This is a genomic window from Polaribacter huanghezhanensis, from assembly GCF_030444335.1.
In the GTDB taxonomy this organism is placed as follows: Bacteria; Bacteroidota; Bacteroidia; order Flavobacteriales; family Flavobacteriaceae; genus Polaribacter; species Polaribacter huanghezhanensis.
The window spans coordinates 1,153,241-1,177,132 of sequence record NZ_CP128595.1 but is presented as its reverse complement, the minus strand read 5'-3'; the positions used below and the strand labels follow the sequence as shown (position 1 = coordinate 1,177,132).

At 30.9% G+C, this 23,892-nt stretch carries 18 protein-coding genes; 10 read left to right on the top strand and 8 right to left on the bottom strand.

What is annotated here, in order from left to right:
• The first annotated feature begins 43 nt into the window (after nt 1-43).
• Genes KCTC32516_RS05545 through KCTC32516_RS05530 form a run of 4 tightly spaced genes read left to right on the top strand, consistent with a single transcriptional unit; the run spans nt 44 to nt 7,828 of the window.
• On the top strand, nt 44-1,420 hold the full coding sequence (locus KCTC32516_RS05545; protein WP_301402577.1) for a TlpA family protein disulfide reductase: 1,377 nt from the start codon (nt 44-46) through the stop codon (nt 1,418-1,420).
• Between the two features lie 35 nt (nt 1,421-1,455).
• Entirely contained in the window at nt 1,456-4,272 is a 2,817-nt protein-coding gene (locus KCTC32516_RS05540) for a M16 family metallopeptidase (protein WP_301402575.1), read from the top strand.
• Nucleotides 4,273-4,291: 19 nt separating this feature from the next.
• Nucleotides 4,292-6,277, top strand: coding sequence for a protein-disulfide reductase DsbD family protein (locus KCTC32516_RS05535; protein ID WP_301402573.1), 1,986 nt, complete (start codon nt 4,292-4,294; stop codon nt 6,275-6,277).
• A gap of 60 nt (nt 6,278-6,337) precedes the next feature.
• Nucleotides 6,338-7,828: a S10 family peptidase gene (locus tag KCTC32516_RS05530; protein ID WP_301402572.1), complete on the top strand. Its 1,491-nt coding sequence runs from the start codon at nt 6,338-6,340 to the stop codon at nt 7,826-7,828.
• A gap of 68 nt (nt 7,829-7,896) precedes the next feature.
• On the opposite strand, the gene KCTC32516_RS05525 is transcribed toward KCTC32516_RS05530, so the two are convergent.
• On the bottom strand, nt 7,897-10,638 hold the full coding sequence (locus KCTC32516_RS05525; RefSeq protein WP_301402571.1) for an outer membrane beta-barrel protein: 2,742 nt from the start codon (nt 10,636-10,638) through the stop codon (nt 7,897-7,899).
• 260 nt (nt 10,639-10,898) lie between these two features.
• Between KCTC32516_RS05525 and KCTC32516_RS05520 the strand changes: the two genes are divergently transcribed.
• On the top strand, nt 10,899-12,434 hold the full coding sequence (locus KCTC32516_RS05520) for a YifB family Mg chelatase-like AAA ATPase (RefSeq protein ID WP_301402570.1): 1,536 nt from the start codon (nt 10,899-10,901) through the stop codon (nt 12,432-12,434).
• On the opposite strand, the gene KCTC32516_RS05515 is transcribed toward KCTC32516_RS05520, so the two are convergent.
• From KCTC32516_RS05515 to ahcY, 3 genes are all read right to left on the bottom strand, one after another.
• Nucleotides 12,431-13,864: an alpha/beta hydrolase gene (locus KCTC32516_RS05515; protein ID WP_301402569.1), complete on the bottom strand. Its 1,434-nt coding sequence runs from the start codon at nt 13,862-13,864 to the stop codon at nt 12,431-12,433. The two genes, KCTC32516_RS05520 and KCTC32516_RS05515, sit on opposite strands and share 4 nt — an antisense overlap.
• Nucleotides 13,865-13,947: 83 nt before the next feature.
• Nucleotides 13,948-14,418, bottom strand: a complete 471-nt coding sequence (locus tag KCTC32516_RS05510) for a DUF1569 domain-containing protein (protein WP_301402567.1) — start codon at nt 14,416-14,418, stop codon at nt 13,948-13,950.
• A 443-nt stretch (nt 14,419-14,861) separates the two neighbouring features.
• Nucleotides 14,862-16,175 (bottom strand): adenosylhomocysteinase, encoded by a 1,314-nt coding sequence (gene ahcY, locus KCTC32516_RS05505; RefSeq protein WP_301402566.1) that lies wholly within the window; start codon nt 16,173-16,175, stop codon nt 14,862-14,864.
• 64 nt (nt 16,176-16,239) lie between these two features.
• On the opposite strand from ahcY, the gene KCTC32516_RS05500 reads away from it, so the two are divergent.
• From KCTC32516_RS05500 to arfB, 5 genes are all read left to right on the top strand, one after another.
• Entirely contained in the window at nt 16,240-16,863 is a 624-nt protein-coding gene (locus KCTC32516_RS05500; RefSeq protein ID WP_301402565.1) for a 4'-phosphopantetheinyl transferase family protein, read from the top strand.
• Nucleotides 16,864-16,960: 97 nt separating this feature from the next.
• A complete protein-coding gene (locus tag KCTC32516_RS05495; protein ID WP_301402564.1) occupies nt 16,961-17,683 on the top strand; it encodes a phosphoglycerol geranylgeranyltransferase in 723 nt (240 codons plus the stop codon).
• A gap of 217 nt (nt 17,684-17,900) precedes the next feature.
• A complete protein-coding gene (gene pnuC, locus KCTC32516_RS05490) occupies nt 17,901-18,605 on the top strand; it encodes a nicotinamide riboside transporter PnuC (RefSeq protein ID WP_301402563.1) in 705 nt (234 codons plus the stop codon).
• Entirely contained in the window at nt 18,566-19,171 is a 606-nt protein-coding gene (locus KCTC32516_RS05485) for an AAA family ATPase (RefSeq protein WP_301402561.1), read from the top strand. Before pnuC ends, KCTC32516_RS05485 begins: the two co-directional genes overlap by 40 nt.
• A 79-nt stretch (nt 19,172-19,250) precedes the next feature.
• Nucleotides 19,251-19,655: an alternative ribosome rescue aminoacyl-tRNA hydrolase ArfB gene (gene arfB, locus KCTC32516_RS05480; RefSeq protein WP_301402560.1), complete on the top strand. Its 405-nt coding sequence runs from the start codon at nt 19,251-19,253 to the stop codon at nt 19,653-19,655.
• A 35-nt stretch (nt 19,656-19,690) separates the two neighbouring features.
• Here the strand turns inward: arfB and KCTC32516_RS05475 are convergent, their stop codons facing one another.
• The 4 genes from KCTC32516_RS05475 to KCTC32516_RS05460 form a co-directional block, all read right to left on the bottom strand.
• Nucleotides 19,691-19,891, bottom strand: coding sequence for a hypothetical protein (locus tag KCTC32516_RS05475; protein ID WP_301402558.1), 201 nt, complete (start codon nt 19,889-19,891; stop codon nt 19,691-19,693).
• An 86-nt stretch (nt 19,892-19,977) separates the two neighbouring features.
• Nucleotides 19,978-21,267 carry an HlyD family secretion protein gene (locus KCTC32516_RS05470; RefSeq protein WP_301402557.1) on the bottom strand — a complete coding sequence of 430 codons (1,290 nt, stop codon included), beginning with the start codon at nt 21,265-21,267 and terminating at the stop codon, nt 19,978-19,980.
• Between the two features lies 1 nt (nt 21,268).
• On the bottom strand, nt 21,269-23,455 hold the full coding sequence (locus KCTC32516_RS05465; protein ID WP_301402556.1) for a peptidase domain-containing ABC transporter: 2,187 nt from the start codon (nt 23,453-23,455) through the stop codon (nt 21,269-21,271).
• Between the two features lie 201 nt (nt 23,456-23,656).
• On the bottom strand, nt 23,657-23,848 hold the full coding sequence (locus KCTC32516_RS05460) for a hypothetical protein (protein WP_301402555.1): 192 nt from the start codon (nt 23,846-23,848) through the stop codon (nt 23,657-23,659).
• Between the last annotated feature and the right edge of the window lie 44 nt (nt 23,849-23,892).

Genomic DNA, 23,892 nt, shown 5'->3' with positions numbered 1-23,892 from the left:
TTTATAAACTTATTATGTATCTACATTTAAACAAGTACACTTCATGAAAAAAATAGGATTTCTTATTGCAATACTTGCAATAACTTCTTGTAAAAAAGAAACAGCAGATTACGCAATTATTTCAGGTAAAATATCTAATTCAACTGTAAAAGAAATAACTCTTTTCGGAATAACAGACAGGTCTACTAGGCAAACAATTACTTTGGCAGATGATGGCTCTTTTAATGACACTATTAAAAAAACTGGCGAATTTCTACTTTCTGAAGCTAGAAACAGAACAACACTCTATCTAAACAAAGGCAATAATATTAAAGTTAATTACAATGCGAAAGAGCACAAAAACTCTTTAATTATTAGTGGTAAAGGTTCTGGAATTAGCAATTATCTTCTTGCAAAAGAAGACATCTCATCAAATTTAATGGGAAAAGGAACAGAAATTTACACAAAAGACGAAGCTGATTACAAAAAAGTAATGAAAGAAATTAAAGCTCGTCAAGAAAACTTGTTAGCAAAGTCAAAAGAGGTTTCGGCTAATTTTAAAACGAAAGAAAAAAGAAATATCAACTATTCTTATTTAGAAAAATTGAATAGATTTAAATCGTATCATTCTTATTATGCAAAAAAACCTGATTATATTCCGTCAGAAGAATTTTTAACCGATTTAAATGATATTGCCTATGATAATGAAGAAGATTTTATCTTTTCAGCAAATTATAAGTCATTAGTTACTGCTCATTATAAAAACAAAGCAAAAGACTTAAAAATTGAAGGAGATGATGAATACAATAGTTTGGCAATGTTAAAAATTTGTAAAGACATAAAAAGTCAAGCTATAAAAAACAACTTAGCATTTAATGCTGTACAGTACCCTATTACATACACCAATAATGTTGAAGGGTTTTACAAAGCGTATAAAGCTGTTGGAACTACCAACGAAAAGAACAACGCAGATATTGAAAAAAAATACAGCGTTTTAAAAAATCTAGTAAAAGGTGCAGCTTCTCCTAAGTTTATTGATTATGAAAATAATGCTGGAGGCACAACTTCTTTAGATGATTTAAAAGGGAAATACACGTACATAGATATTTGGGCTACTTGGTGTGGACCTTGTTTGGCAGAAATTCCTTCTTTAAAAAAGATTGAAAAGAAATATCATGGAAAAAATATTCAATTTTTAAGCATTTCTATTGATGACAAAAAAGATCATCAAAAATGGAAAGACATGATTAAAGATAAAAAATTAGGGGGAATTCAGTTATTTGCAGATAACGTTTGGAAATCAAAATTTGTAGCAGATTATTATGTAAAAGGAATTCCTAAATTCATCTTATTAGACCCAAAAGGTAATATTGTGGTTCCAAATGCACCAAGACCTTCTGATGATAAATTAGTTGATTTACTTAACGAATTAAAAATATAATTAAATTATAAAAATTGCTTAAAAAAACAAAAGCTATGAAACAGATACTCAATCAATTTACACTCGTAACACTACTATTTATTAGCGCTATTACAGTTGCTCAAGAAATCCATTTAAACAATCCATTACCAAAAGATGCTTCTTATAAAAAAGGAGTTTTGGCAAACGGAATGACTTACTATATTAAAAAAACAAGTGTTACCAAGAATGTAGCTAGTTTTTATATCATACAAAATGTAGGCTCAATTTTAGAGAACGACAATCAACAAGGATTAGCCCATTTTCTGGAACACATGGCGTTTAACGGAACAAAACATTTTAAAGGAAAAGGAATTTTAAACACCTTAGAAAAAAAAGGACTAATTTTTGGTAGAGACATCAATGCATACACCTCTTTTGACGAAACAGTTTATAACATTAACAACGTACCGACAACTCCAGAACTTATAGATACTGGTTTGTTAATCTTAAACGATTGGTCTAATTATTTACTGCTTACAGATACAGAAATTGATGCAGAAAGAGGTGTTATCAAAGAAGAATGGAGAACACGCCAAAGTGGAGGAATGAGAGTTTTGAAGCAAAATCTTGGAGCCATGTTTAACAATACTATATACGCTCATCGTTTACCTATTGGTTCAATGGATGTTGTTGATCATTTTAAATACAAAGCTTTACGTGATTTTTATCATGACTGGTACAGAACAGATTTACAAGCTATTGCTGTAGTTGGTGATGTTGATGTTGCAGAAATAGAGAAAAAGATTATTAAATTATTTTCAAAAATTCCTGCAGTTAAGAATCCTAAAAAACGATTTATTGTTAACATCCCAGAAAACACAGAATTAGGATATTCTTTAGCAACAGACAAAGAAGTTACTACTTCTAGAATTAGTTTTGGTATAAGACATCCAAAATCTTTAAAAGAGGAAACTGTTGAAGGTTTAAAAGAAGCGACATTAAATAACATGGTAACATCTATGTTATCAGCAAGGATTAGAGAAATTTCTCAAAAACCAGATGCTCCTTTTTTAGGTGCTGGAATTAGTTATGGTAGTTTTTCTAAATCATCAAATGCATTTTCTGCCAATATTACTCCAAAACCAAATAAACAAAACGAGGCTTTAAAAACGGTGTTTGACGAGATTAATAGAGCAGTAAAATTTGGTTTTACAAATGAAGAAATTTCAAGAAATTTAAAACAAATCGTAAATTCTTATGAAAATCAAATCAAAAGAAAAAAAGATGTTTCTCATGGACAAATTGCAAGAACTATTCAGCAAGATTATTTAGAGAATAAAACCATCATAGACGTCGAAAAAGAATTTGATCTTGTAAAAGATATTCTAAAAAATTTAAACCCAAAAGAAGTACATCAAGCGCTTCTAGAACTATATACAAAAAACAACAGATACATAACAGTTACTGGTGTTGAGACTGAAAATAATTTAACAAAACCTCAAGTAGAAGCAACTATAAATGCTTCAGAAAACGATGCAACTTTAACGCCATATGCTGATGGGTTTAGTGGGAAAACTCTTATCTCAGGGTTAAATATTCAAAAAGGAAGTATTGTAAAAGAAGAAAAAAACAATGCTATTGGTTCTACAACTTTTACACTAAGTAACGGTATTAATGTACATTACAAATTTGTTGATAAAAACAAAAACAAAGTACAATTAAATGCAACTAGTTATGGAGGATTATCTTTAGTTAAAGACAAAGATTTACCTTCGGCAACGTTAATGAGTAGTGTAGTACAATTTTCTGGATTAGGAGATTATTCTGCAACAGATTTACAAAAAGTACTTGCTGGTAAAAATGCAAATACATTTATTCGTTTGTCAAATTTATCTGAAAGTGTAAGCGGTTCATCATCTACAAAAGATGTAGAAACTTTATTGCAAATGGTCTACTTACGTTTTGTAAAGCCCCGTTTTGATGAAAATGGATTTAAAGTTTTGATGAATAATTTAGATAATTTTATTGTGAGTAGAAGTAAAAATATCTCTCAAAAAATTAGCGATAGTATTACAGTTACTTTGTACGGAAAAAACAATCCTAAACATAGATTGTTTAACAAATCGCTTGTTAAAGAGATCTCTTTTGAGAAAGTACAATCTATTTACAAAGCACGATTTAATAATGCAGCAGACTTTACTTTTTTTATTATTGGTGATGTTCAACCAGCTATTTTAAAACCATTATTAGAAAAATACATTGCTAGCATTCCAACTAAAAATGAAGCAAGAGAAGAATGGAATGACAATTCTACTCCATGGATAAGTAAAAATATTGACAAAGATATTTACTTAAAAATGGAAGATGCTAAAAGCACCGTTAGAGTTTCTTATAAAAACGACTACAAATACAGTTTAAAAAATTCTTTAATTGCTAAAGCAGTTGGAGATATTTTACAACTTCGTTTTACAGAAACATTAAGAGAACAAGAAGGAGGTACTTATGGAGCAAGTGCTTTTGCAAGCGTAACTAAAAGACCAAAACAACAAGCAACAATTACCGTTGGCTTTGATTGTAATCCGGAAAAAGTAGAAGCTTTGGTGGCTATTGTACACAAAGAAATTAAAAAAATAGCAAAAGGAAACATCCAACAAGTAGATTTAGATAAAGCACTCACAAATTACTTGAAAGATAGAAAAGAACAAAAAAACTACAATCGTTTTGAAATGAGTTTGTTAATGAATTATGAAAATGAAGGGTACAATATGAATGATCCTAAAAACTTTGAAAACATTGTTACATCAATCACTAAAAAAGACATACAACGATTTGCTAAAAAAGTTTTACACAAAGCAGATCAATATGAAATTGTAATTAAGCCTAAAAAATAAAAATTTACCCAACTAATAAATGAAGAAATTACTGCTATTATTCGCCCTTTTTTTTAGTTTTTCTAGCATTGTAAATGCGCAAACAGAAACACCTGTAACGTGGTCTTCTTCGTTTGAAAAAATTAGTGAAACAGAATACAATTTAATTTTATCTGCCGACATTATTCCTGGATGGCATTTGTATTCTCAATTTACAGAAGAAGGTGGGTCTTTACCAATAATTATTACAAAAGGCAATGAAATTGCTGATTTTAAACTGGTTGGTAAAGCAGTAGAAAGTGACACCATAAAAAAGTTTAGTGACATTTTTGAAGTACACGAATCTTACTTTGAAAACACTGCTGTTTTAAAGCAACGCATTTTTTTAAACAACACAACAACTAATGAAATAAGTTTAAATTTAACCGGACAGGTTTGTAAAGAAATTAATGGCGTTTGTATTCAAATAGACGAAGATTTTACATTTACATTGAAAGGGAAAGCCTCCATAAAAGAGAAGGTTGTTTTAGACAAAAAAAGCAAATTATTGAGTGCTAAATTACAATTAGACTTAAAAAATACAGAGATTTTAAAAAATGAAAACGAATCAAATTCTGATGAAAACTCAAGCTTGCTAAATATTTTCTTATTAGGCTTTGCTGGCGGATTATTAGCACTTTTAACACCTTGTGTTTTCCCTATGATTCCATTAACCGTTTCATTTTTTACCAAGCAATCAAAAAACAAGAAAAAAGGAATTAGCAATGCCATTTTATATGGATTCTTTATTGTAATTATTTACATTTTACTAAGTATTCCTTTTCATTTCTTAGACAGTTTAGATCCAGAAATTTTAAATAATATCTCAACCAATGTTTGGCTGAATATTTTCTTTTTTGCCATTTTAACCTTTTTTGCATTTTCGTTTTTTGGCTATTACGAACTAACATTACCTTCTTCTTGGGGAAATAAATTAGACTCTGCTTCTGGAATTGGCGGAATTATTGGAATCTTTTTTATGGCACTTACATTAGCAATTGTTTCCTTTTCTTGTACCGGCCCCATTTTAGGTTCTTTATTAGCAGGATCGTTAACTTCGGATGGCGGTGCCATGCAATTAACCGCAGGAATGAGCGGATTTGGATTGGCTTTAGCCTTGCCTTTTGCATTATTTGCATTATTTCCAGGTTGGTTAAATTCGTTGCCAAAATCTGGCGGATGGCTAAATACTACAAAAGTTGTTTTAGGATTTCTAGAATTGGCTTTTGCTTTTAAATTCTTATCAAATGCTGATTTGGTTGAGCATTGGGGGCTTTTAAAACGAGAAATATTTATCGGAATTTGGATTATAATTTTTGTTGGATTAGCCTTGTATTTATTTGCTAAAATTAAATTTCCGCACGATGCTAAAATAAAAAAAATAAGTTTTTCTAGAGTTTCTTTTGGAGTTTTAATAATTGCTTTTGTGGTGTATTTAATTCCAGGCACTATGAAAAACCCTACATGGGATTTGCGTTTGTTAAGTGGCTTTCCGCCTCCACAATTTTATAGTGTTTACGAAAAAGACACCGATTGCCCGTTAGGGTTAAATTGTTTTAAAGATTTTGATGAAGGATTGCAATATGCAAAAGAAAACAACAAACCAATCTTATTAGATTTTACAGGTTGGGCTTGTGTGAATTGCAGAAAGATGGAAGAAAATGTTTGGGTAGAAAACGACATCTTTACGATTATCAACGAAGATTATGTGCTTATTTCTTTATATGTTGATGATAGAAAAGAATTGCCAAAAGGTGCGCAATTTAACTTTATAAAGAAAAACGGAAACCTAAAAAAAATAGAAACGGTTGGTGATAAATGGGCAACTTTTCAAACTGTCAATTTTAAAACAGCTTCGCAACCTTATTACGTTTTAATGAGCCCTGATTTAAAGATTTTGCATAAAGCACAACAATATACAGACAGAGATACCTATTACAATTGGCTAAAAGAAGGTGTAGAAAGATTTAAAAAATCACCCAAATAATATTTAGTTAAAAATTATATTCAGATTATTTGGTTACTTTTATCAAAAAGTAACCAAATAATGAAAATAAAACTTGCCTCAATTTTAATTTTTTTGTGTTTTACAACTACTTCTTATGCACAAAAAAGAACAATTCCTACAGACACAACCGTTGTAACAAATCATACAACAACAATTAAAGGACAAAAAATTAATTACACTGCGTATACAGGAACTCAACCTGTTTGGGACGAAGAAGGAATTCCAAAAGCAACCTTGTTTTACACCTATTACAAACGAACTAACAATGTAAATACAGCAAGTAGACCTTTGCTAATTTCGTTTAATGGCGGGCCAGGTTCCGCATCCGTTTGGATGCATTTAGCTTATACTGGTCCAAATATTTTAACTATTGATGACGAAGGATATCCCGTACAACCTTACGGATATAAAAGCAATCCATATTCTGTTTTAGATGTTGCTGATATTGTTTTTGTAAATCCTGTAAACACTGGGTATTCTAGAATTGTAGAACGCAAAGGTAAAAAAGTAAATAAAGCAGATTTTTTTGGTGTAAACGCTGATGTAAAATACTTAGCAGAATGGATTACCACTTTTGTTTCTAGAAACAATCGATGGTCATCACCCAAATATATTATTGGAGAAAGCTACGGAGGAACTAGAGTTTCTGGTTTGGCAAATGCATTACAAAGTAACGAATGGATGTATTTAAACGGAGTTATTTTAGTTTCTCCAGCAGATTATGGAGCAAAAAACTCCGATAACGCAGTGTCTTCTTCAATTGATTTTCCCTATTTCACTGCTGCAGCTTGGTATCATAAAATGTTATCACCAGCATTACAAAATAAAGATTTATTAGCCATTTTACCGGAATCTGAAGACTTTGCAATCAATACTTTAATGCCTGCAATTGCAAAAAGTGGTTTTATCAGTGCAACTGAAAAAAATCAGGTTGCAGAAAAAATGGCTTACTATACAGGCCTGTCTAAAAAAATAATTTTACAGCACAATTTAGAAATCCCGAATAGTTTTTTTTGGAAAGAATTGTTAAGAAACAAAAATGGTAAAACTATTGGAAGATTAGATTCTAGATATTTGGGAATTGACAAAAAAGAAGCTGGAGATTCTCCTGATTACAATGCAGAATTAACTTCTTGGTTGCATTCTTTTACGCCAGCCATCAATTTGTATATTAAAGAGAACCTAAATTTTAAAACAGATGTAAAATACAACATGTTTGGTCCCGTTCATCCTTGGGATTTTAGAAATAACAATACGCGCGAAGAATTGCGAAAAGCAATGGCAACAAATCCGTATTTACACGTTTTATTTCAGGCTGGTTATTACGATGGAGCGACCACATATTTTAATACAAAATACACCATGTGGCAAGTTGATCCTAGCGGGAAATTAAAAAACAGAATACAATTTAAAGGATATAGAAGTGGACATATGATGTACTTGCGTAAACCAGATTTAAAAGCTGCAAATGACGATATTAGAGACTTTATAAAAGCAAGTGCTTCTAACGGAAAACCAGCAAAATATTAATTAAATTTAAACCATAAAAAAAGCAGTTACAAAAGTAACTGCTTTTTTTTTATATAAAATTTTATGGTTTAATGTCTCATTCTTCTTCCGCCTCTTCCTCTAGTGTTTTTTTGTTGAGTTCCGAGTGTATACGTTAAACTAACCATATAATAAGTTCCTAACACATCTTTAGTTGTTTCTTCAAAATAGTTATCAGAACTACTTCTAGAGAATCCAACGTTTTTGTTTAATAAATCTAAGGCAGTTAACTTTATATTCATCGCTTTAGATTTTAAGAAATTGTACGAAACTGAAGCGTTCCAAATTGGCACAGATTGATCAGTTCCAAAATTACTATCTGTATAAATATCGTATTTAAATTGTGTGTTAAAATTGAATGATTTTGTGATGTTCCAATCAGATTTTACATAATACGATTGTTGTACATATTCTCTATTAGAAGTTGTACCAGAAAACGTTGTATTGTTTTTGCTGATGTTTGCTCCAACAGACATATCTAAAAAGTCTTTCTTATTATTTTCTAATGAAATTCTTACCGAAGTATTTTTAGAATTGGTTTTATTGTTAATATTATTAATTACAGATTGATAATTACTTGTTGAATAATTTAATCCTAAATTATAACGGACTCCTAATTTCTTTAAACGATTTCCAAAACTAATATCTCCGCTAAAATTATCTCGATTTCCTAGGTTTACATAACTACTTGTTTTAACTCGAGTTGCAATATCTGTATCTTCTTTATTTACAATTGCATCACTTGTACTATTATAACTTAAATGTGCAAAGAAACTAAATCCGGTTGCAAAGTTGTAATTGCCATACATACCAAATAGAGAATGACTTGTTTCTGGAGTTAGGTTTTGATTTCCTTTTCTAATATACAAAGGATTAAAGTTATTGATTACTGGAGAAACTTTACTTAAACTAGGTAAGTCTAATGATTTTCTATATCTAAAAAACACCCAACTTCCTTGTTTAGGACGGTATCTAAATCTAAATGATGGGTTTACACTTGAGTATCTTTTATCAAAATTAGAAACATTTGTCAATCCAAAATTTTGTGTTTGTTCTTCAAATTCTGTTCCAATTGTTACCGATGTTTTTTCGTTGTTATATTTATAATCTACATTACCATAGGTAGCTTTTTTTTCTTCAAATAAATCTGCAGTAAATGTAGAACCAGCATTATTAGAACCATTTAACGTCTGAGATTGATCGGTGTATTCATCTTTATTTTTAACCTTTAATCCAGCACCAAGTTCAATAAAATGCTTATCGTTTAACGGCTCTGTATATTGTACTCCAAAGTCAATATCTCTTCCAGTGTTATTGCTTTTTTGAGTACTTAAAGAAACTTCATCTGTTTTTGAAGGATCTGTATAATCCTTTGTGTTTTTATTTGCACTCACATTATCGCTTTTATCAGAAGAAAAACCGAATTCAAATTCTATATTTCGTTTGCTTATTTTGTTAAACCGTTTAATATATTTAAGGTCAAGGTTTGCACTACTACTTTTGTTATCACTATTCGAAATTCCTTTATTTTCTAGTTTCTTAGAATTTGGGTCATTTGCTTCAAAAGCATCAAAAGTACTTAAACTGTTTCCTGCTGTATTACTAGAATTTAATCTTCCTCTAAGCGTAACCGTTTTTAATTCACTAGATCTATCTATATAACTAAAATTTGCTTTGTTTGATTTTGTTTCACTAGTACTATTAGATTTACTTTCAGAATACAATTTATCTGTTCCAACAAATTCTGTTCTTTTAGAAAACACATTTCCAGATTCTGAGTTTACATAATTATAAAAATAATCTGCATTTAAGTTTTGTTTCTTTTTTAGCTCATACCCTAAATTAAAGCCAGCAATTCCGGTAGTAATAAATCCCGAAGAACTTCCTCCGCCACCGCCTCTACTAATTCTAAAACCTCCGTTACCTCCACCAAAAGACATAATTTCAGAAATATCTGAACCTGAACTGTTTACATTGTTTGCTCTAGCGATAATTGAAACTTGCATTTTTGGAGAAAAACGGTTATAATTTAAACTTGTTAAATACCGATCGTCTGAACCATAACCCCCTTGAAATTTACCAAAAGCATTTACTTTTCTATCATCTTTTAAGGTTAAATTAATTACTTTAGAACGGCTAGAATCATCGACTCCAGTAACTCTAGCTTTATCACTCTTTTCATCAATTAACTCAATTTTCTTAATTGCATCTGCAGATAAGTTTTTTAATGCAACAGAAGGATCTCCGCTAAAAAACTCCTTTCCATCAACATACACTTTAGAAACATCTTCTCCCTGTGCTTTTACTTTTCCGTCTGCATCAACTTCTACACCAGGTAATTTCTTTAATAAATCTTCTACAGTATCATCTACTCTAACTTTAAATGCTTTTGCATTAAATGCCATTGTATCTTTTTTAATGGTAATTGGAATTACTGCTGAAATAACTACTTCATCTAACGTATTGTCTAATTCCTTTAACGTGATGGTTCCAAAATCTAAAGATTTACCAGCAAAATCAATTTTCTTCTGATATACTTGATATCCTAATAAATTAATTTGAAAAATTCTTTTTCCGTTAGAAATCTGAACTACTTTAAAATTCCCTTTAATGTCTGTGCTTGCATAACTAACTAAAGTTGAATCGGCAGCATTAAGCACTGCTACAGAAGCAAACTCTAAAGGATTTTTTTCTTCATCTACTATTTTCCCAGAAATACTTTGTGCAATAGTACTTGTTGAAACTAATAATAAAGCGAATACTACTAGTTTTGTTGTAAGTGATTTAATCATTATTTTTTAATTGATTGATTTTTGTTTTTACAAGCTATTTGTAAATAGCTGTTGCTAAGACTTTGATTACTTGTAAAGGTTTAACTGCAATTTTTATTTTAATATTTCTTTAACATTTACAAAGAACAAACTTTAAAAAGTTGAAAATCGTAAATGTATGATGCTTACACACATATCAACTTATTTTTAACATTATTTAACAAGATGTTAATATGCTTAAAAAGTTGAAAATTTTTCTTACTTTTAATAAAAAGAAAAAAATGCTAGTTAAAGTTTATGGTAGCGCCGTCTTCGGCATAGAAGCTACCACCATTACCGTTGAAGTAAATATTGATAAAGGAATTGGGTATCATTTGGTTGGATTGCCAGATAACGCTGTTAGAGAAAGCTCTTTTAGGATTTCTGCTGCACTGAAAAACAATAATTACAAGCTTCCTGGGAAAAAAATCATTATCAACATGGCACCCGCCGATATTAGAAAAGAAGGCGCAGCGTACGATTTAACTTTGGCTCTCGGAATTTTAGCAGCTTCCGATCAAATAAAATCGACAACGATTGACGAGTATGTTATTATGGGCGAATTGTCTTTAGACGGAAGTTTACAACCTATAAAAGGCGCTTTACCAATTGCGATAAAAGCCAAAGAAGAAGGTTTTAAATATTTTATTTTACCGAAAGCAAACGCTAAAGAAGCTGCAATTGTAGATGATTTAGAAGTTTTAGGGGTTGATAACATTATGGAAGTTATCAATCATTTTAATGGTGATGAAAAAATTCAGCCAACAATTGTAGATACAAGAGCCGAATTTTATAAAAATATCGATTTCCCAGAGTTTGATTTTTCTGATGTAAAAGGACAAGAATCTATAAAGCGTTGTATGGAAATTGCCGCTGCTGGCGGACATAATATTATTCTCATTGGTCCGCCTGGATCAGGAAAAACAATGTTGGCAAAACGATTGCCTTCCATTTTACCACCAATGACCTTACACGAAGCGTTGGAGACCACCAAAATTCATTCTGTAGTTGGAAAAACAAAGAACAACGGATTGTTATATCAACGTCCGTTTAGAAGTCCACATCACACCATTTCTGATGTTGCTTTGGTTGGCGGCGGACAATATCCTCAACCTGGAGAAATTTCTTTATCTCATAACGGAGTTTTGTTTTTAGATGAATTACCAGAATTTAAACGAACCGTTTTAGAAGTTATGCGACAACCGTTAGAAGATAGAGAAGTTACCATTTCTAGAGCAAAATTTACAGTTACCTATCCGAGTAGTTTTATGTTGGTTGCGAGCATGAATCCAAGTCCGTCAGGATATTTTAACGATCCAAACTCTCCAATGACCTCTTCTCCACAAGAAATGCAGCGGTATTTAAGTAAAATTTCTGGACCTTTATTAGACCGAATTGATATTCATATAGAAGTAACTCCTGTTCCGTTTGAAAAGTTGACAGAAGAACGAAAAGGAGAATCTTCTGTTGAAATAAGAAAACGTGTTACGGCGGCAAGAGAAATTCAGTCTGAGCGTTTTACAACTTTTGAGAACTTGCATTACAATGCACAAATGAATGTAAAACAAATCAGAAAATTCTGTGAATTGTCTGATGAAAGCATGTCTTTATTAAAAACGGCGATGGAAAAATTAAATTTATCTGCCAGAGCTTATGATCGGATTTTAAAAGTGGCAAGAACGATTGCAGATTTAGACGCTGCAAAAAATATTTCTCCAACTCATATTGCAGAAGCCATTCAATATAGAAGTTTAGATAGAGATGGTTGGTTGGGTTAATTTTTCCCTTGTTTTACTTTCCAATAAATCACATTTTCTCTACTTACTTTTTCTAAAGTTTCTCTAAACGGAGCACGTTTTCCTGATTTCATCAAATCTAAAATATCAGCAATGATGGAGCTTGTTGTTGCAAAATAAGAATGTCTCATAAAACTAGTGTCCACTCCAGAAGCATCAATGGTTTCTACTCCTTTTACAATTACAACTCCTTTTCCTGCATCGCCAGCGCGTTTACTTCCGTGTACTTTTCTTGATGCTAATAAAGCTAAATCATCAGAAGAAACATATAAAGTAATTGGTTTTGCAATTTTCTTTACCATTTGTGGCGCAATATCTCTCCTAAAAACATCTGCATCAATATCTGGAGCCGCTAAAATAACTTCTGTAATTTTATCTTTTAATTCTGGGTTTTCATTCATCAATTCAATCAATGCTTTTGTCAATCCACGATTTCCCATACTGTGTGCAACCAAGTAAATATCGTCGGCTTCTGTTCGGGTTAAATAATCTTTTAAGAAGTTTTTCATATTCAATCTTGCCCACTCAATATTTGCTTCATCAACCATATAACCAGCTGTTGAACCTTGCGATGGCCAACTGTAAAAAACAGGTTCTCCGCTAAAACGCAAATCGAACGTAATTTGTGCAGTTCTCATTGCGGCATCAGCAAACGAGACATTATAACCATGTACAAATAAAAAAGTGCTTTTCCCGTTTTTGGCAATTCTTGTTTTCATTTGATTGAAAAAAGCGTCTTTATGTTGCTTTTGCAAAGACTGCATCATGATGTGTTTTTTTGGATCTTCAGAAAATTCTAATCTCCAATAAGACGGTCTTTCTATTTCACCCAATTTATGTGTGTACGGAATACTAACAATGGTTCTTCCATATTGAAGTTCTCCTCTTTTACCACCAAATCGTTCGTTTAAATCAGTATCTTTTGTATCGTTTCTATCGGTTGCAAACGAAATAGGAATTTCTATATAATCTTTGTTTTTTGTTGTATTGGTAAGCGATCTTGTTACAATGGTGTTTGTAGAAATTTCTCTTAAACAAACACTAAAATTTTGAGTTTCTTTTTTATTGTTTGGCAATACAATTTGTATAGCAAAATTGATATATTTAAATTGTTGAAACGCTTTATTTCCTTCTAACCAACTTAGCGGATCTGTATTTCTTAATTCGCTATAACTATTAAAAGTATATCTAATTTCGTTACTTAATGAAATAACAAGTTTGAAATTTTTTATATCTGATTCATCTCCTTTTACAAAACCTAAAAACACTTTGCTATAATCTGTTTTGTTGGTTAAACAATTTTGAGAATTGTACGTTTTTAGATTGTCTGTAAGCTCAAAAACTACGGTATTGGTTTGTGCTTGTGCAATTGAATAGCTAATTAGAAATAGTAAAAGAAAGATACGTTTCATAATTCGTTGATTTTATTGATGTTATAAATATACAAAAAATGAGAAGGTAATAGAACTATTGTGAAATCAGTAAGTAAAGAAACCTACTTCAACATGCTTTTTACAATTTTTAAATGATGATTTGTATGTGTATCTAAAAAACGAGCCACTCTAAACTTATTTGTGTTTCCAAACAAAGGATGTTTAAAATAAGCGTTTTCATCCAAATCTTGAATTGCTTTTATGTGTTGTTTTGCTTCTGCTAACTGTGTACTAATAGCTGATTTTAAAATAACTTCTGGTGGTTTTACATATTTTGGTGCTCTTGCTTTTCCTCTTGGGAAAAAGCCAAGTTTTAAAAACACTTTTCCTAGAAACTTAAAATTGTTTTCATACAAAGCAGGGTCTGATTTTTGCATGTTTATGATGACCGTATTTATCACTTTTAAACTATGGTCTAAATGCCACGCAACAGGTACTTTTGAAACTTTCGTATTTGTGTCTTCAAAACTTGGAATATAACTTTCTAAAAGTGCTAATCTGTTTTCTAAGATTTTAGTGTTTACTGCTTTCATTCAGCGTTTATTTTTTTGAAAGGTACTGAAAAGTAATCATTGAGAAACATCTCGATACAAATTTGATGAAAAATCAAATTCACTCGATGTGACACTACTTTTTAAAAATTATATAACCCATGCGTTAAGGATAGAAACGGCATCCTTTTTATAACTTTTTTTAAAAATCGTCATTACGAGAGGAACGAAGTAATCTCTTCCTCAAAATGAGATTGCCGCATCACGCAGAAAAAGCGTGATGCGCAATGACAGTTATAAAAAGATAAAGTGGATAGCCTGTTAAAACGCCCAAAAAGAAATTCTCTTTATTATTGTGAGATTCCTCCATCGTTTATTCTTCTCTCATTTCGGAATGACAGAAAACAAAAAAACCCTCACAAATAAATGTAAGGGTTTTTCGAATCTTTATAATGAGATTCCTGCCTTCGCAGGAATGACAAAAATTAGTATCTATAATGTTCTGATTTGTAAGGACCATCAACAGTTACACCAATATAAGAAGCTTGATCAGAACGTAATTCTGTTAACTCAACTCCGATTTTTGCCAAGTGTAATTTTGCTACTTTTTCATCTAAATGTTTTGGTAACATATACACTTCGTTTTCGTAAGCATCTCTGTTTGTCCACAATTCAATTTGAGCCAACGTTTGGTTTGTAAATGAATTAGACATTACAAAACTTGGATGTCCAGTTGCACAACCTAAATTTACCAAACGTCCTTCTGCTAAAATGATAATATCTTTTCCGTTGATATTGTATTTATCAACTTGTGGTTTGATGGTGTCTTTTGTTTTTCCGTGATTTCCATTTAACCAAGCCATGTCAATTTCGTTATCGAAATGTCCAATGTTACAAACAATAACTTTGTCTTTCATTGCTTCAAAATGACGCCCTTGAATAATATCTTTGTTTCCTGTAGTTGTAATAATGATATCAGAATTTGCAACAACAGTTTCTAATTTCTTTACTTCAAATCCGTCCATTGCAGCTTGTAAAGCACAAATAGGATCAATTTCTGTAACCGTTACAATAGAACCTGCTCCTTTAAAAGATGCAGCCGTTCCTTTTCCAACATCACCATAACCACAAACAGTTACACGTTTTCCTGCCAACATAATATCGGTTGCTCTTCTGATTGCATCCACTGCAGATTCTTTACATCCGTATTTGTTATCAAACTTAGATTTGGTAACAGAATCGTTTACATTAATTGCTGGCATTGGTAACGTTCCTGCTTTTACTCTATCGTATAAACGGTGAACTCCTGTTGTAGTTTCTTCTGATAAACCATTGATTCCTGCAGCTAATTCTGGGTAACGATCCAACACCATGTTTGTTAAATCTCCACCATCATCTAAAATTAAGTTTAATGGTTTTTTATCTTCTCCAAAGAATAACGTTTGCTCTATACACCAGTCAAATTCTTCTTCTGTCATATCTTTCCATGCGTACACAGCAGTTCCTGCAGCAGCAATTGCAGCAGCAGCCTGATCTTGTGTAGAAAAAATATTACAAGAACTCCACGTTACTTCTGCTCCTAAAGCTTGTAAAGTTTCAATTAAAACAGCAGTCTGAATTGTCATGTGTAAACATCCTGCAATTCTTGCTCCTTTTAAAGGTTGAGAGTTTTTATACTCTTCTCTTAACGACATTAATCCTGGCATTTCTGCCTCTGCCAAGTCCATTTCTTTTCTTCCCCAAGCGGCTAAAGAAATATCCTTAACTTTGTTTGGTATGTAAGCTGTTTTTGTACTCATATTAGTATATTTGTTTTATATCATAATTTAGAACTGCAAAGTTACATAATAACTTTTAAAATTTATGCCTCTTTACAAAACGATAATTGTTAATAATGCTACTAAAGTATTGATTTGGAAGATCGAAGAATCTTTTAAAGAATTATCCTTTGGCATTCATTTAACAGACAAAAACCAAGAACGTTTAGATTCTATGAAATCTGAATTGCATCAAAGAGGGTTTTTAAGCATTCGGCATTTACTCAAAGAAGTTGGTTTGGTCGATGCAGATTTAATCTATGATGAATTTGGAAAACCGCATTTAAAAAACGGAAAATTCATTTCAATAACTCATTCGTTTACTTTTACTGGAATTATTGTTTCTGATATTCCTGTCGGAATCGACATTGAAATGCAGCGTGATAAAATTTTAAAAATCGCACATAAATTCACACCTTTTCAAGAATACAAAACTATTGCAAATGCAGATGCATTAATTAGTAAATTAACCATTGTTTGGGGCGCAAAGGAAAGTTTGTATAAAATTTACGGAAAGAAAAAACTCCGTTTTCTTGAACATATTTATATTGAAGATTTTAAGTTTGAAGATGAAACTACAAGTGGAACAATTGATTATAATGATGAAACAAATACCTATCAGGTTTACTTTTTAGAGTTTGAAGGTTTTACCTGTGTGTATGCTTTTTAAAAAAGTTGCAAAGGCTCAAAGTGGCAGAGTTGCAAAGTCAAAGAACCGCAAAGTGCTGTCAGTTCGAGCGCAGTCGAGAACTAATTGATATTTCTAAATGAACATTTACAAAAACATTGTATCAGCAAAAAAAGAAGGCAAAAAGCTACTCGCTGTTTTAATTGATCCTGAGAAAATAGAGATTAATAATCTTTCTTCTTTTTTTGAAAAAGTACATCAATCTGTTGCTACACATATTTTTGTTGGTGGAAGCACAGATAAAAATAGACAAACGGAAAAAGTTGTTTCAGAGATTAAAAAAATAACCAAATTGCCAATCGTTCTTTTTCCTGGCGATGTAAATCAGATTACAAATTTGGCAGACGGAATCTTGTTTTTAAGTTTACTCTCTGGGCGAAACCCTGAATATTTAATTGAACAACATATCAAAGCGGCTCCCATTTTACAAGCATCAAATTTAGAAATTATTCCGACTGGTTACATTTTAATTGATGGCAAAAAAGAAACTGCTGTTCAAAAAGTAAGCAATACAAAACCGATTTCTCAGGATAATATTGATTTAATTTTAAATACAGCATTGGCTGGAGAATTTTCTGGCAAAAAACTAATTTATCTTGAAGCTGGAAGTGGTGCCGCAGTGCTTGTGGACGCAAATATTATTAAGAAATGTAAATCTCAATTAAATATTCCTTTAATCGTTGGCGGTGGAATTAAATCAAAAAAGCAACTTGAAATAGCCTTTAATGCTGGGGCTGATTTGGTTGTGATTGGAACTGCTTTTGAAAAAGATATTACTTTTTTTAACGATTTGAAAAAATAACTTGCTTGTCATTCCTGCCTTTCGGCTTCGCTCAAGATAAACTCTGGCAGGAATCCAGAATAACTCCATTTAAATTCATACTTTCTAAGAAATAACAAATCCTTAAAATAGTTCTCGATTTACCTACCGGCAGGCAGGTGCAATTTTTTTCTCATTTCTATTGAAAAAACCACTCGAACTGACAAATTGTATTATTTTTACGTTTCAAAACACATCAATGTCAGAAATTTTTGACTTTTTTTTAGAGCCTTATCAAACAGCAACTTTTCTAAATATATTTCTAGAAATTGTAGCAGCTTCATTTGGAATCATTAGTGTTTTTTACGCAAAAAAAGAAAATATTTTGGTGTTTCCAACTGGAATTATCAGCACTGGAATTTATGTGTACTTATTATCTCAATGGAATTTGTATGGTGATTTAATCATCAATATTTATTACACTATTATGAGTTTGTATGGTTGGTATCTGTGGAACAAAATAACAGATGATAAAAATCATCATATTCCTATTTCGAGAACTAATAACAAAGATAAATTGAAAGCCTTCGGTATTTTTGTTTTTACAGCAGCTTTTGTATTGTTTATTTATGGAAAATATGATGTTATTGATACTCAGCTAGGCATTCTTGAAAGCATAAAACATGTGTTTTTACATTTAAATTCTTTAGAGAATTTTAGAAGTGTAACTCCTTATATAGATACTTTTACAACCGCTTCTGCTTTTGTTGCCATGTGGTTAATGGCAAATAAAAAAATAGAAAATTGGACTTTTTGGATCGTAACTAATATTGTTTCTGTTCCTTTGTATTTTGTAAAAGGATATGGTTTTACAGGAATACAATACACTATTTTTTTAATTTTAGCATTTCAAGGGTATAACGCATGGAAGATAAGCTTAGACAACAACCAGCAAACATCATAAAAATTGTTTTATTCGGCCCAGAATCAACAGGAAAAACAACTCTTTCTAAACAACTTGCTCGACACTACAATACGGTTTGGGCACCAGAATTTGCAAGAGAATATTTGCAAAAAAAATGGAATAACGAACGTAAAACATGTGAAGCCAACGATATAATTCCGATTGCAATCGGGCAAATGAAATTAGAAAATAAACTGGCTAAAAAAGCCGATCGTGTTTTAATTTGCGATACCGATTTATTAGAAACCAAAGTATATTCTGAAGAATATTATGGTGGATTTGTAGATCCATTGTTAGACAAAGCAGCAAAAAATAACACGTATGATTTGTATTTATTAACCTTTATAGATACACCTTGGGAAGAAGATGATTTACGAGACCGGCCAGGTTTGCGAAGAGAAATGTTTGATGCTTTTGAAAACGCCTTAAAAAAACACAATCGACCTTATATTTTGTTAGAAGGTAATAAAGAAACTCGATTAAAAAATGCTGTTAAAGCAATTGATCAACTCATTGCAAATAGAAAAAACCTAACTTCTTTTTCTAAAAGTCTAGAAAAACAATAAATGTCAGGTCGAGCGCAGTCGAGACCTTTCAACTTTAGTTTGTCTTGAGCGTAGACGAAAGGCTCAAGGAGACAATAAAATGAACACAGAAAAACTCATAAAAGAACTCAATTTTAAAGCAACAAGAAGTAGTGGCGCTGGCGGACAACATGTAAATAAAGTGTCGTCTAAAATCGAATTGTTTTTTGATGTAGAAAACTCACTCCAATTTTCTGAAGAAGAAAAAAATTTACTTTTTAAAAACTTAGCAACTCGACTTACAAAAGAAAATATATTAATCCTTACTTGTTATGAAAGTAGAAGTCAACATAAAAACAAAGAGTTGGCAATTCAACGTTTTTTAGCCATTACTACCCAAGGATTAATCATACCAAAAAAACGAAAACCGACAAAACCAAGCAAAGCTTCTATCAAAAAAAAAGCAGAAAACAAAAAGAAGGTTTCTGTAAAAAAAGCATTGCGTAAGAAACCTGGTTTGGAATAAAAAAGGAGATTTTTACCTCTCCTTTCTTAAAAAAATTATATTTGATATATACAACAATCACCATAATCTGTTGGAACACCATTAATATAATATGGGTAAAAAACAGTTCCTGAATCTGCATCATTACATTGAGAATAGTGTACATCAGCAGTGCAACCAGGGCCACCACCACCATTAATTTTCTTCTGCTCTAATTTACTTAAAGCTTTTCCTAAATTTAAAATTTGTTTTTTCATAATTAAAAAATTTAAATATTTATTATATAGCCTTGATCGTTTTAAGACACTCAAGGTTTGTGTCTATTCTTCGCGAGAGAATATTTTTATTTCAATATATTTTTTAGTTGATAAAAGAACCGCTCTATCAATCGTAAATCTTCTGTAACTATTTCTGCTGTTCCTTTCATTTCTTGTTTAAATTCTATTGTTCTACCATAGGTTGTTATTAATTTTTTTGGCAAAGCTACATCTATTAAATAATTGCCTTTTTCATCAGGAACTATAGAAATAGTTTTAACACGACCATTAATTTCTCCAAATTCATCTGAAGGGAAGTTTGCTAATTTAATCTGTACTCTTTGTCCTTTCTTTATTTTTCCTGAATTTGCTGCTGGTGCATTTATCTTACCAACATAACTTGAATTTTTAATTGGGATAATTGTAAAAACTAAATTCCCTGTTTGTACTGTTTGATTTTCACTCCAAAATGATAAAAAAGTTACTTTTCCTTTTATAGATGATTTTAATACAAATTGTTTTTCCCAATCTTTAATTGATTTTTTTAGCTGATAATAAGATTGTATTGTTTTTTTTAGCAATCGAGTATCGTTCAATGTTTTTTCTATAGATGTACTCTTTAAATCTTTCTGAGAATTATTAATCAACTCTCTGGTTTGTGAAATTGAAGATTCTAAACTTTTATAGGATTTCTCCGCTTGTAAAATTTCAATTTGTTTCTGTTCATAATCTTTTGCAGAAATCACTCCTTTTTCAAACAGTTGTTTTTGTCTAGCTAAATCTTTCTGTTTAAATTGTAACTCTCTTAAATTTAATTCTTTTTGTGATTTTAAAACCTGAAACCTGCCTTTCGCTTCAACTAATGAAAATTGATTTGCAAAAGATTGATTCTTATAAGGATTTAATTTATTATTTAAATAATACTCTGAATAATTATTTTCGAAAGTTGCATAGCTAGTTGTAATATCACCCAACACTAAATATGGAATACTGTTTATTGGAAACGAAAAATTATTTGTATTAATTGATAAAGTATCTAAAATACTTTTTAATAAAAAAACATCTTTATAATTAGCACTATTCTCTATAATTGCAATGGTTTCATTCTTTTCTATTTTATCTCCATCATTCTTTAATAAAACTTCAATTTGCCCACTTGTTTTTGCATAAATTTTTTCTGGTGGAATGGTAGTTGTAATCATAACCTGTGTAGAAATTACATCTGGATATTTTACAAACCAAGAAATAAATAAAACCATTACAATCAATAAAAAAAACAACGTATTACCCCAACGTATCATCCAATTGGGCACTTGAGTTAAAATCTCTTGTACTTCTTCACTACGTACTTCTATATCTTGATTATTTTCTGGCATTTTATTTTCCTAAATCTAATTGGTTCTTTACCAAATGATAATAATTTCCTTTTAAGGCAATCAATTCTTTATGGTTTCCTGTTTCAACAATTCTTCCTTTATCTAATACAACTATTTGGTGTGCATTTTTTACTGTACTTAATCTGTGTGCAATAACTACTGCTGTTTTATCCGCAAAAAAAGTATTTAATTTTCCCATAATTACTTTTTCGTTATTAGCATCTAAAGCAGACGTTGCTTCATCAAAAAACAAATATTTTGGGTTTTTATATACAGATCTTGCAATTAATAATCTTTGTTTTTGTCCTGTGCTTAAACCAGAACCTTCACTACCAATTTTTGTATTGTATCCTAAAGGAAGTCCTTCTATGTAATCAGAAATATTAGCAACATCAATTGCATGAGCTAGCTTTTTTGAATCTACATAATCTTCTCCAACTGCAATGTTTTTAGCAATGGTATCATTAAAAATATATCCTTCTTGCATTACAACCCCACAATTGGCTCTCCATACTTTTTGAGAAATATTTTTCAAGTTGAATTTATTGACCATAATTTCTCCTTTATCAATCTCATAAAAGCGCAACAATAATTTCATCAACGTTGTTTTTCCACTTCCACTTACACCAACAATTGCAGTAATTTTATTCGCTGGTATTTCTAGAGTCAAGTCTTTTAAAACAGGTTCAAGTCCGCCAACATATCTAAAAGAAATATTATTTAAATTGATCGCTGCATTTTCTGGAATCGTGGTTATTTTTTCATCTCCTGGTTTCTCTTCATCTTCTTTGTTATGAATTTCACCCAACCGGTCTAAAGATATTTTAGCGTCTTGTACTTCTCTCATAAAGTTGATTAGCTGAGTTATTGGTCCGTTTAATTGCCCAACGATATAACTGATTGCCATCATCATCCCCAAGGTAATTTCTCCATCAATAACTAACTTGGCTGATAATATAGTAATGAACATATTTTTAAGTTCATTGATAAAGTTTGAACCCACGCTTTGTGTTTGTTCTAATGCTAAACTTTTGGTGGCGATTTTAAACAACCGAGCTTGCACATATTCCCAATTCCAACGCATCCTTCTTTCTGCATTGTGCAGTTTTATTTCTTGCATTCCGTTGATCAATTCAATCACTTTACTTTGCTCTTGACTGACTTGAGAAAAGCGTTTATAATCTAGTTCCTTTCGTTTCTTAAAGAAAAACAACACCCAACCAAAATACAGCACACTTCCTATTGCAAAAACTCCTAAAATCTGTAAACTATAATAGCCTAAAACAAAACTGAAGACAATCAAATTAAAGAAAGAAAATAATATGGTAAGTGAAGAAGTGGTTAAAATCCTCTCTATTCGTTTGTGGTCATTTATTCGCTGTAATAAATCGCCAGTCATACGAACATCAAAAAATGAAATTGGTAATTTCATTAGCTTGATAAAGAAATCTGAAATCAATGAAATATTTATTCGTGTACTTAAATGCAATAAAATCCAACTTCTTATAATCTCTAAAGAAGCTTTTCCTACAAATAAAAATAACTGAGCAAAAAGCACTAAATAGACAAAGTTTAAATCTTGATTTTTTATACCAACATCAACAATACTTTGTGTTAAAAAAGGAAGAATTAATTGCAATAAACTACCTGCTAATAAGCCGATAATAAGTTGAACAATAAATTTTTTATATTTAAATAGGTATTTAAAAATAAAGCTGAATCCAAATTTCTCGTCCTTATCATATTCTGATTGATAAAATAGTGGCGTTGGCTCAACTAACAACACAATTCCTTCTTCGGTTGTATCTGTAGCGTTATTTCCTATCCATCGCGTTATAAACTCTTGTTTTGTGTAAGTAATTAATCCATGTGCTGGGTCAGAAACATAAACCGTGTTTTTCTTGATTTTATAAACTACTACAAAGTGGTTTTTATTCCAATGAACAATACATGGTAATGGAGCTTCTAGTAATTTTTCATAAGTGAGTTTTACACCTAAAGATTTAAGCCCTAAAGATTCTACGGCATCACTTAAACCCATTAAACTACTTCCCTCTCTAGTGGTTTCACTTAACGTGCGCAACTGCTGTGTATTAATAATTTTACCATAGTATTTGGCAATCATTTTAATACACGTAGGGCCACAATCTTTGGCTTCGGTTTGTTTGTAATGAGGGAATTTTTTCAAAATTATATTTTAATTACATTGGTTTATAAGCCTAACTAAGTGTTTCTATATTTTATTTTTCTTATATACCCTATTTTGTCACAAAAGTTTATTCAGTTACATTTTGATTGGCTAAAAAAACAGAACATAGTAATCTTACTATGTTCTGTTCATTTTTATAATTGGTCTCTTTCATAAACAATAGAATCAATCATAAAAAAGTTAATTTGGTTCGCACATGAGCTCGTTTGTACTACTATTATACTGACAAGTACCCGTACCATAGCCAGATCCACTTATCCAATCACAAAACGCTCCTACTTCAGTACACTTTGTAATAAAACCGCCACCATTAATTGATTTTTGCTCTGCTTTACTTAAGCTTTTTCCTAAATTTAAAATTTGTTTTTTCATAATTAAAAAATTTTAACTGTTTATTTATAGCCTTGATCATTTTA